Raw genomic sequence first — 9,859 nt, forward strand, 5'->3', positions numbered from 1 at the left:
GCTAGGATATGACACAGGATACTTCCTTGCAGACGCAATTAAACGTGCTGGTTCAGCGGATTCAGAAAAAATCAAAGAAGCGCTGGAAAAAACGGCGGACCTTGAGCTTGTAACAGGTACATTCACATTGGATGAAAAACATAATCCAATCAAATCTGCTACCATCCTTGAATTTAAAGAGGGAAAACAAGTATTCAACACAAAAATCAATCCTTAATTTCGGAGGAAAACTCCATCATTTCGCCGGCCCTTCGTCAATAAGAAGGTGCTGGCGAATTCTCATTTTCAAAGCATACCAGGTCACTGAACATCCCCATTACGGAATGAAAAGAGTTTGGACTAATCATTCATAAAATTAGATTTTCAAGGAGAGTCGAACATGGAATTGATACAACAGTTAATAAACGGGATTTCACTAGGAAGTATTTATGCCCTTATCGCTCTCGGATATACGATGGTTTACGGGATTGTTAAATTGATAAACTTCGCACATGGCGATGTATTCATGGTCGGCTCATTCGTTGGGTTCTACTCGATAACGGTTCTGGATCTGTCATTCATTCCCGCCCTATTAATCTCGATGACGGTCTGTGCGCTGTTTGGGGTTTTGATCGAGCGTATCGCGTACAAGCCATTGCGTAACGCAACACGTATTGCGGCACTTATCACGGCCATCGGTGTTTCCCTTTTGATCGAATACGGATTCATCTACGTCCGCGGTGCACAGCCGGAAGCTTATCCGAATGATGTATTGCCGACAGAAAAGTTCGATATTTTTGGAGTTTCCATCAATAGTCAATCGGTTTTGATTTTTGGAGTGGCCGTAGTCCTGATGATCATCCTTCAAATCATCGTTCATAAATCAAAAATTGGAAAAGCGATGCGTGCCGTTTCCTTCGACGCGGATGCAGCTAAGCTGATGGGGATAAATGTAAATAATACGATTTCTGCCACCTTTGCAATCGGTTCCGCATTAGCGGGGGCAGCAGGCGTCATTTTCGGTATTTACTATATTAAGATTGAGCCGCTCATGGGTGTGCTTCCGGGATTGAAGGCATTCGTTGCCGCCGTACTTGGAGGGATCGGTATTATACCGGGCGCGATGGTCGGTGGCTTATTGCTAGGTGTCATCGAAGCTTTGGTCAGTGCCGCCGGTTACTCATTATGGCGTGATGCTGTAGCCTTCGTCGTACTGATTCTTATCTTGATTTTCATGCCACAAGGCTTATTCGGTAAAAACAAAAAAGAAAAAGTATAGGGGAGACAAAGCAATGACTACAATTAAGCGAGCAAAAGGTTTTTGGCTCTCGATTTCACTATCATTGATCTTTTTCGCCGTAGTTCAAGTGTTAATCGGCGGCGGATCGCTAAATCCTTTTTATCAAAATACGCTCATGTTCATCGGGATCAATATCATTCTGGCAACTAGCCTGCACTTGATCATCGGGATAACCGGGCAGTTCTCCATCGGACATGCCGGATTCCTGGCAGTCGGTGCCTATGCTTCAGCCGTTATGACGATGAAGCTGGAAATGCCGTTTTATGCGGCATTGATAGTCGGAGGTTTGGCGTCAGCGTTGGCGGGATTGATCATCGGAATTCCAAGCTTACGCTTAAAAGGTGACTACCTGGCGATTGCGACCCTCGGTTTTGGGGAAATCGTCCGGATCATGCTTTTGAATATCGATTATGTCGGCGGCGCGAGCGGCATGCAGGTTTCCCATTTGACCACTTGGCCGTGGGTATTCGCTTCCGTCATCATTACGATCATCGTCATCCGAAACTTTACTAGCTCGACCCACGGCAGGGCCTGCATATCGATCCGCGAGGACGAGACGGCTGCCGATTCGATGGGAATCAACACGACGTATTACAAAGTTGTCGCGTTTGCAATCGGTGCCTTTTTTGCCGGTATTGCTGGAGGGCTTTACGCTCATAACTTCTATATCATTCAGCCATCGAACTTTGGATTCCTGAAATCATTCGATATTTTGATCCTAGTGGTACTTGGCGGTCTTGGAAGCCTTTCCGGTGCCGTATTGGCCGCGATATTACTGACGGTAGTCACGACTTTCCTGCAGGATTATCCGGAAACGCGAATGATCATTTACAGCCTTGTGCTTATCGTGATGATGCTCTATCGTCCACAAGGTTTAATGGGGACAAAAGAAATAACATCCATGTTCAAACGTAAAGGAGGAAGCAGCCATGAAAAAAATAAAAACACCGCTGCTTAAAGTCGATTCAGTCGGCATCCAGTTCGGAGGGCTTAAAGCCGTTTCTGATGTTAACGTCGAGTTATATCCAGGAGAATTAATTGGCTTGATCGGGCCGAACGGCGCTGGAAAAACAACTTTCTTTAATTTGCTGACAGGAGTTTACGTCCCTACAGAGGGCACCATTTCTTTGGAAGGTGAGAACTTAAGAAAACTGCCTCCATATAAAATCACGCAAAAAGGGATCAGCCGGACATTCCAGAACATTCGCTTGTTCAGTGAACTATCCGTGATCGATAATGTTAAAGTGGCCTATCATTCGCTTTCGAAGCATGGCATTTTAAGTTCGATTTTCCGCATGCCGATCCATTTTAAAGGCGAAAAGGAAATGGATGAAAAGGCGATTGAGTTCCTGAAGATCTTCAACCTTGATCAATATAAGGATGAAAAGGCGAAGAACCTGCCATATGGTAAACAAAGACGTTTGGAAATCGCCCGCGCACTTGCGGCCAACCCGAAACTGCTTTTACTGGATGAACCGGCTGCGGGGATGAATCCCCAGGAAACGCACGAACTCATGAACCTGATTGCCCTCATCCGTGAGAAATTCGATTTGACCGTATTATTGATAGAACATGATATGCCGCTCGTCATGGGTGTTTGCGAACGCATATACGTACTCGATCACGGACAACTGATCGCTCAAGGAAAGCCAGAGGAAATCCGTAACAATCCAAAAGTCATCGAGGCCTATCTGGGCGAGGAGGTTTCATAATGTTAAAAATCGAGGACATCAATGTCTATTATGGAAACATTCAAGCCTTGAAAGGAGTCTCGCTTTCTATTAACGAAGGCGAAATCGTGACCCTTATCGGGGCAAACGGAGCCGGGAAAAGCACGATGCTGAAAAGTATTTCCGGCCTATTAAAACCAAAACAAGGGAAGATCATTTATGAAGGGCAATCCATAGGCGGAAAGGCAGCACAATCCATCGTGAAAATGGGCATCTCCCATGTCCCTGAAGGCAGGCGTGTCTTCGCTAACATGTCGGTTGAAGAAAACCTTCAGCTTGGTGCTTATTTACGCAAAGATAAGGCAGGCATCAAGCAGGATATGGAGAAAGTCTATGAATTATTCCCGCGTTTGCTAGAGCGCCTGAAACAGCAATCCGGAACCCTTTCCGGCGGGGAACAGCAAATGCTCGCAATGGGAAGGGCCCTCATGGCCAAGCCCCGGCTCCTGTTATTGGACGAGCCATCGATGGGACTCGCACCATTATTGGTGAAGCAAATCTTTAACATCATCGAAGAAATCAACAAAACAGGTACAACGATCCTGCTGGTCGAACAAAATGCCAACTTAGCACTATCCATCGCGGACAGAGCCTATGTTGTCGAAACCGGCCGAATCGTCCTATCTGGCAAATCAGAGGAACTGACTGCAAGCGAAGAAATCAAGAATGCCTATTTAGGTGGCCATTAAACCTTTTATAGCGATGGACTGCAGGCAAACTCGAGGAAAATCGGGTTTGCCTGCAGTTTTTTTATTTTAGGCTCTGTTAAATAATATTGTTGATAATCGAATATAAATTGAGGACCTCATACAAGGTCCTTGATTTTGTTCTTATTTAAGTTAATCCGTCCATCAAATGTCACTGTTTTCCAAATCAAGCAAATAGGCTTCCGATATATAGTGTGTAACTTTTCTAGGGGAGTTATATTTGTCATTCTTACTAAATATAGTCAATCCAACTTCGTGTACATCAATAAATGTATCGACTTTTTCAAAATCAAGGTTTTTAAATTCAATAGGTTTATCCCAGGTTCTTGTTGGAACTAAATTCACTTCAGAAAGTCCTTGTCCAAAGAATATAAACACAGTCAATCCATTTAAAACTAAATCAACCGTACAATCACAAATTACTTTTAGTGTGTCAACCGATTCAATTTTGATAATAAAGCCCTCAGAGGCGAATTTGTAAGAAGGGATGTTCCTTTCAAAGATAATCCTTTCAACGTGTTCAAAAATCACAGACTCCAGCACGAAGAAAACAGGAAAGCTAAACATATTTTTAATCGACGTAAAAAGAAAGTCAGTTTCTATGTCTCTAATTCCAAAATCGATTGATTTGAACATATCTTTTGGAAGGGAAAAACCATTTATTATGCTATTGTGTGAGTATTGAACGAAATATTCTTTTTTCAATTTCTTCCCTCCTACTTAGGTTATTTTTAACGAAGACTATAATTTAATGAAGATAATCTTAATTTATCATAAGTAGCGTCAGTGGATAACAAGCAGCTATCAATAATCATTTTGCTTACCGTTGTAGAATCATTACGGAATCTAATTACATCTAGGAATTGAAACCAACTCAAATAATGGTCGAGGTATTTTGTTGCCACACCATTAAAACGGTCCATCCAACCTTTCAGACGGCTGTGATAGTTATTGACATTTTGGATATGGTAAAGCCCCTTTACACGTTCCTTCCCATCTGATTTAAAGTGATAGTGCTCTAATCCTTTATCTTTTGCATAGGTTTTAAAAGTCCGCCAAGCATCTATACATAGGGTATTCGTTTTAGATAACTTGGAGCCGATTGCTTTTTCTAAGCGAGATTTTACAATACGTCCTTGCCCAATCACTTTTGAATAAGTCAGTTTTTGACTGTCTCTTGCAATCAACACACAAACTTGTTCCTTACTAATGCCACGATATTGAGAAGCACCACCACGTTTACGAGCTTTACGCAGTTTTAAATTACGTTTCCCTTTTTCCGAGTATAGGAAATAGGTCTCGTCCATTTCAACGATACCAGAAAATTGGTCAAAAACCATTTGTTTCAAAGCTGATAAAATCTTATGCCTCCAAAATAGAAAAGGGTAACGTAGTGGACTTCAATCAGTTCAGATGACTTGCGTAAAGAGTACCCAATCATACACTGAATAAAATCCAGCCATTTATGAGGAAGGTGCGACCCCCGTAAAGGTGTGTTAGTGACATCAGTAAATGTTTTCCTGCACTCCTTACAGCCATAACGCTGCCGTTCCATCGTTTTCATTCCTACTTTGACAGAATACTTTCCGAATCGGACAACATTATTCGAATGACAGTGTGTGCAAGTGTAGCCCTCCTTATGTCTCTGTTCGGCTACTTCTTTAAAAATCGGTTCACTTACAGAAATTAAGGCAAGAGATTTGGTGAAAAACTCTTTTAAACGTATCTGGTCTGCGGTGTTGAGTTTTTGAATCTCCTTAATAATGTCTGTTAATGCCATTCGAAACCACTCTCTTTTGTCCTTATTTGTATATTCATTATAGAACAACAGTTCGTTTAAATCGAAATATCAACATAATTGATTAACAGAGCCTTATTTTAAAAAGTTCCAGTTGCTTTCAGAAATCAGCTCCCTTTCCGCCGACTGTCTGCCAAGCCTCATCAAAGCAAGCGGCTGTGGTGTCTCGGCAAGCCAGTAATTCGGCAGGAGTGCCGCAAATTTCTTCAATATAGTGTTTCATCCATATAAAAAGTAAAAAACATGAATTCGGGTTGCGATACTTCGGCCCCCTTATTTAGACAAAAGTGTTTTTACCTGAATAAGTTGATTGGAACGGAAGGTACGAGACTCCAGCGGGAAAAGCGAGTGCCTGGAGTGGAAATCAAAGTGCAAATTTATAGCGGTTTTTTGTTTTTTAAATAAGCTATTTTAACTAGATAAAAAGGTTAGTAAATCCAAATCAGACGGTATACAATCTAGTTAGGAATAAATAGTAGAATTGGTTCATTATATAACCTCATCGATAGCTATTCTTAATCATATTTTTGGAGTGATTGTATGCACAAACTTATTCAGGTTTTATTGCCGGTATTATTACTGTTTATGATTCTGCCAAACTACCAGCCAGATTCTGCTTCTGCAGAAGAGATCCCGCAATCTGATGGTGTCATCGTCAAATATAAAGAGACGAACGATGAGCCGATCAACGAGTTGATAGAAAAAGTGGAGGTTCCTAAAGGGGAAACGACAGACAACGTGATCGAGGAACTTGAAGAACAGAAGAATGTGGAGTATGCAGAACCAAACTACATTTTTAAGAAAATGGAAAGTCCGAACGATCCAGCTTACATAGACCAATGGCATCATAAAAAGCTTGGTACGAGTGCAGCGTGGACCAAAACCATGGGGTCGAAGGAATTGATCGTGGCCATCATTGACGACGGCATCGATCGCAATCACGAAGATTTAAAAGGGAAGATCGTCAATGCCTATGATACGATAAAAAATCGGAAGCATATCGTACCAAAAGGGGCGCATGGAACGCATATCGCGGGTATCATTGCTGGTTCTGCGAACAACGGCATAGGCGGAACGGGTGTTGCCCCGAATGTTAAACTAATGCCGATCAATGTCTTTGATGGAGAGTATGCCAATACGGCCGATATCATTGAAGCAATACATTATGCCGTTCAGCAAAAGGCTAACATCATCAATATGAGTTTAGGAGACACCAGTTATTCGGAGTCCTTTAATAAAGCCGTCCAGGAAGCCTATAAAAAAGGCGTACTGATCGTCGCGGCTGCCGGGAATGAAGGGGATATGGGGAAAAATGTGCAGCGTGTGTACCCAGCCGCATTCAGCCACGTCATTTCCGTTGCTGCCACTGACTCAAGGGACAAGCGTCCCAGTTATTCCAACTACCATTCAACAGTCGATATCGCGGCACCAGGAAGTGATATCCTTTCAACCTTACCTTATGGTAAATACGGCTGGATGAGCGGAACATCGATGGCAACACCGATGGTGGCGGGTGTAGCGGCACTGATTTGGTCCAATGAGCCCAAACTTAACAAAACGGAGGTCGAATACCGCCTCTATGATTCAGCCGTGGACCTAGGTGCAAAAGGGAAAGACATATACTATGGAAACGGGCGGGTCAATGCCAAAAAAGCACTCGAGATGAAGACGCTGACCAAACCGGCCGTGACCGCGATATCCGATAAGGACACCAAGATCAACGGGAAAATCCCGACTGATTTTAAAACGGGGACAGTATCCATTTATACCGATAAAAGCCAACTCTCCACAGTGAAAATCAACGGCGAAAAAACCTTTACGGCGACTATTGCCAAACAAACAGCCGGAACGACCATCTCTACCAGGCTAATCGATGAATCGGGAAATAAAAGTATACCCGTTTCATTTAAAGTGGCAGATAAAACGGCTCCTGCAAGACCTTCCGTAAATACGGTAGGTGACAATACCGTCAAAGTAACCGGCAAAGCGGAAGCGGGCTCTTCCGTCACTGTCAAAACCGGCAGTACGGTTCTAGGTAAAGCAAATTCCAACAGCGCAGGGAATTTCACCGTAACGATGTCAAAAAAACAAAAAGCCGGAAAAGTCCTATCCGTTACAGCAATCGATAAAGCAGGAAATGTTAGCTCGATCAAAACCGTGACCGTCGCAGACAAAACAGCTCCAAGTAAACCGACGGTCAACACAGTAACCACAAAAACGACAAAAGTAACAGGCAAAGCAGAAGCCAACTCCACAGTATCCATCAAAGCATCAGGAAAAGTGATCGGCTCTGCCACAGCAACGGCCAAAGGTACATTCTCAGTTAAAATCCCCAAACAAAAAGCCGGGCAGAATCTATATACCTATGCCAAAGACAAAGCGAAAAATGTAAGCGAATCAAGAAAAGTAACGGTTAAAAAGTGAAGAAAAACAAGAACAGCCCCCAATACTCAAATTGGGGGCATTTCTTGTCAATCTCTATTTCCATACATCAATTCCGTGCTTCGGCTGTAAAGTTCAATGATATTGCCGAAAGGATCTTCACAAAATATTAAATAATAGGGCTTATTCTTCCAAGTATTCCATATATCGCTTCGCCTTCTTCCTCCAGAAGCAGCAATATCATCAGCCAGCCTATCAATATCATCTGCTATCAAGCAAATATGAAAAAAGCCCTCATGACCGCGACTCTCACCTTTAGGCATCCTCGGCTCCTCAAACTCAAAAAGCTCAATCCCCACTCCATTATCCGCCATCAAATGTGCATTACGCATCTTTTTAACATCATCACCAAGAAGATCATTCGTCATATTATGTTCATTCTCCGCACTTGCATCAAACGAATAGGGACCAGCCAATAACCTGAAACCCAACACCTGCTCATACCACTTAATCGCAGTATCCAAATCAGGTACAGCCAATCCAATATGAGTAATTGCTGTCATATGTATCCCCCCCTGATAATAAAATACCCCTTTAAGTTGTGGGGCAAACGGCACGTTTTGGACAAAAAAAGAAGCAATGGCCAATGTTATAAATAAATGAATTGAATGAAGGTGATGTTGCAGGAACAAGCGGATGGTAATAGTTATAAATCAGGAAGTTTGGCTTTACAGACCGACAGATTTAATAAAAAAATACAAATAAGGTGCTGCCTTTTTTTAAAATAATTCTCGTAGTTGTGATATCTCATCCATAATAAAAGCCCTTCTCTAAATGGAGAGGGGCTTAATTATTGTTTGTATAAATTAAAAATTATGCTACTCAGTAAAATATAATATGTCTGATATTTGTCTTTCTTCTCCATCTGAAGGGTGATTTAAGATGCTATCCAAGTAATATAAGGTAGTGCTGCCACCTCCATCTAGATTGTAAGCCCACGTTACCCCTTTGGATTGAAATACCTTTACAAGCTCTGCAAACGTCATGCCATTGGATTCAGACGAACGACCATCCACCGTTATAATGATATATTCATATGGTTTCCTTTGTCCTATCGCAGTTCTTGGCGCACGGACTGTTGTAAACCAATCTTGGTTCTTAAAAGAAGGAACCTTTCCATTAATCAATAACTCAGGCCCAAAATCAAAGATATGTAATGCGCCTTGTTCAAGCATGTCTTCTGCCGTTCTTCTTCCATCACCAATAAAGAGTTTGCCATTTTTTCTGATTTCTAGTGGTGCAAAACCCGTTCTGAATACTTTTCCATCTCGAATGACAGCGCTCCTTGATTTAAACTGAATACCTCCGCCATTAACTGCAAACACAGCTTTGCTTTTTTTTGCTATTTCCGATGTTTCTTCTTTTTTACTACTAAAACTACCGCCTGCAAATTCAGATTTAACTTGTGATACATTCTTTACTTTTATGGTTGAAACCCAATATTTCAGTTTTGATTTAATAACAGGTTGGATTTGTATGTTTAAAGTATTTGAATGATATTCATAAAATCCATTCGAATTTAAATGTAACTCATTGGCCAAATCAGAGTTTTCCTGTTTGACGTTTCTTTCAGTATCAGGCTGAATGTCCTTTTCCGTTGTTTCACATCCATATAATAAAAATGAAAAAAATAAGATTACAATAATCTTCCTCATAGTTGCCATAATCCCCTCGCTGCTTGTTTCTTTAGTGTGCCGAACAATTCTATCATATTACGGCAAAATAATGGAAAGTTACCCTACGGATACTTTAGACGAACTAGCATTTTTTCTCAAGGGTAAAAGTTTTTTAAAAAATAATTACATTGAAGTGTTTAACTATTTATAATATCATAGGTATATTGTCTTTTTTTAAAATATAGGGTGTGACTAAGGTACCGGCAAAAATGTCGCAGGATTATAAG

9 protein-coding genes and 2 pseudogenes are annotated in these 9,859 nt (G+C 41.6%); 6 read left to right on the forward strand and 5 right to left on the reverse strand.

Going from position 1 to position 9,859, the window contains the following annotated elements:
• The 5 genes and pseudogenes from ACFVSH_RS18950 to ACFVSH_RS18970 form a co-directional block, all read left to right on the forward strand.
• Window positions 1-217 (forward strand): annotated as a pseudogene (locus ACFVSH_RS18950) (ABC transporter substrate-binding protein); the annotation flags it as partial.
• A gap of 162 nt (window positions 218-379) precedes the next feature.
• Window positions 380-1,258, forward strand: a complete 879-nt coding sequence (locus tag ACFVSH_RS18955; RefSeq protein WP_260284831.1) for a branched-chain amino acid ABC transporter permease — start codon at window positions 380-382, stop codon at window positions 1,256-1,258.
• Window positions 1,259-1,271: 13 nt separating this feature from the next.
• Entirely contained in the window at window positions 1,272-2,237 is a 966-nt protein-coding gene (locus tag ACFVSH_RS18960) for a branched-chain amino acid ABC transporter permease (protein ID WP_260284830.1), read from the forward strand.
• A complete protein-coding gene (locus ACFVSH_RS18965) occupies window positions 2,209-2,991 on the forward strand; it encodes an ABC transporter ATP-binding protein (protein WP_034308746.1) in 783 nt (260 codons plus the stop codon). Before ACFVSH_RS18960 ends, ACFVSH_RS18965 begins: the two co-directional genes overlap by 29 nt.
• Window positions 2,991-3,698 (forward strand): ABC transporter ATP-binding protein, encoded by a 708-nt coding sequence (locus tag ACFVSH_RS18970; protein ID WP_192205910.1) that lies wholly within the window; start codon window positions 2,991-2,993, stop codon window positions 3,696-3,698. Before ACFVSH_RS18965 ends, ACFVSH_RS18970 begins: the two co-directional genes overlap by 1 nt.
• 162 nt (window positions 3,699-3,860) lie before the next feature.
• Here ACFVSH_RS18970 and ACFVSH_RS18975 read toward each other — a convergent pair whose 3' ends face one another.
• The 3 genes and pseudogenes from ACFVSH_RS18975 to ACFVSH_RS18985 form a co-directional block, all read right to left on the reverse strand.
• The gene (locus ACFVSH_RS18975) at window positions 3,861-4,421 is read right to left on the reverse strand and encodes a hypothetical protein (RefSeq protein WP_387707321.1); all 561 of its coding nucleotides are present in this window, start codon (window positions 4,419-4,421) and stop codon (window positions 3,861-3,863) included.
• A 26-nt stretch (window positions 4,422-4,447) separates the two neighbouring features.
• Window positions 4,448-5,496 (reverse strand): annotated as a pseudogene (locus ACFVSH_RS18980) (IS1595 family transposase).
• Between the two features lie 93 nt (window positions 5,497-5,589).
• Window positions 5,590-5,724 carry a hypothetical protein gene (locus ACFVSH_RS18985; protein ID WP_387707323.1) on the reverse strand — a complete coding sequence of 45 codons (135 nt, stop codon included), beginning with the start codon at window positions 5,722-5,724 and terminating at the stop codon, window positions 5,590-5,592.
• Between the two features lie 330 nt (window positions 5,725-6,054).
• Here ACFVSH_RS18985 and ACFVSH_RS18990 point away from each other — a divergent pair, with 330 nt between their 5' ends.
• Window positions 6,055-7,938 carry a S8 family serine peptidase gene (locus ACFVSH_RS18990; RefSeq protein WP_387707325.1) on the forward strand — a complete coding sequence of 628 codons (1,884 nt, stop codon included), beginning with the start codon at window positions 6,055-6,057 and terminating at the stop codon, window positions 7,936-7,938.
• 47 nt (window positions 7,939-7,985) lie between these two features.
• Here ACFVSH_RS18990 and ACFVSH_RS18995 read toward each other — a convergent pair whose 3' ends face one another.
• Both ACFVSH_RS18995 and ACFVSH_RS19000 read right to left on the reverse strand, forming a co-directional pair.
• The gene (locus ACFVSH_RS18995; protein ID WP_387707327.1) at window positions 7,986-8,459 is read right to left on the reverse strand and encodes a VOC family protein; all 474 of its coding nucleotides are present in this window, start codon (window positions 8,457-8,459) and stop codon (window positions 7,986-7,988) included.
• 315 nt (window positions 8,460-8,774) lie between these two features.
• A complete protein-coding gene (locus ACFVSH_RS19000; RefSeq protein ID WP_387707329.1) occupies window positions 8,775-9,611 on the reverse strand; it encodes a phosphodiester glycosidase family protein in 837 nt (278 codons plus the stop codon).
• Between the last annotated feature and the right edge of the window lie 248 nt (window positions 9,612-9,859).

The organism is Peribacillus sp. NPDC058002 (genome assembly GCF_042886655.1).
Lineage (GTDB): Bacteria > Bacillota > Bacilli > Bacillales > DSM-1321 > Peribacillus > Peribacillus aracenensis.

Bases quoted from the DNA above. Each gene is read 5' to 3' on its own strand.
- ACFVSH_RS18990 (WP_387707325.1), top strand. From the start codon at position 6,055: ATGCACAAACTTATTCAGGTTTTATTGCCGGTATTATTACTGTTTATG.
- ACFVSH_RS19000 (WP_387707329.1), bottom strand. From the start codon at position 9,611: ATGAGGAAGATTATTGTAATCTTATTTTTTTCATTTTTATTATATGGA.
- ACFVSH_RS18970 (WP_192205910.1), top strand. From the start codon at position 2,991: ATGTTAAAAATCGAGGACATCAATGTCTATTATGGAAACATTCAAGCC.
- ACFVSH_RS18995 (WP_387707327.1), bottom strand. From the start codon at position 8,459: ATGACAGCAATTACTCATATTGGATTGGCTGTACCTGATTTGGATACT.
- ACFVSH_RS18955 (WP_260284831.1), top strand. From the start codon at position 380: ATGGAATTGATACAACAGTTAATAAACGGGATTTCACTAGGAAGTATT.
- ACFVSH_RS18965 (WP_034308746.1), top strand. From the start codon at position 2,209: ATGAAAAAAATAAAAACACCGCTGCTTAAAGTCGATTCAGTCGGCATC.
- ACFVSH_RS18960 (WP_260284830.1), top strand. From the start codon at position 1,272: ATGACTACAATTAAGCGAGCAAAAGGTTTTTGGCTCTCGATTTCACTA.